We start from the raw sequence: 245 nt of genomic DNA, 5'->3' as shown, positions 1-245 counted from the left end.
ACGGGTCACCTTCACACTCGCCGAAGATGTCGTCCTCGATGATGAGGGTGTCATGCACTTCGGCCAGCTTCAGGATGCGGTGCGCGAGAGCCGGTGCCAGTGTCGATCCCGTCGGGTTTGGGAGCGCAGAATTGATGACGTAGAAGCGCGGCCGGTGCTCGGCCAGCAAAGTCTCGAGAGCATTGAGGTCCGGGCCGTTCGGTGTCATCGGAACGCCGACGATACGCGCGCGCTGTGCGCGAAGC

The 245-nt window shown here is 63.3% G+C and carries 1 protein-coding gene; it reads right to left on the bottom strand.

Going from position 1 to position 245, the window contains the following annotated elements; all coding sequences use genetic code 11:
- Nucleotides 1-245, bottom strand: a 245-nt coding sequence (locus tag AC0IWM_RS23865; RefSeq protein ID WP_471759165.1) for an aminotransferase class I/II-fold pyridoxal phosphate-dependent enzyme, incomplete at both ends; no start/stop codon positions are given.

It is taken from the genome of Methylobacterium sp. AC433, assembly GCF_979253015.1.
This window is presented reverse-complemented; position numbering and strand designations above follow the sequence as displayed.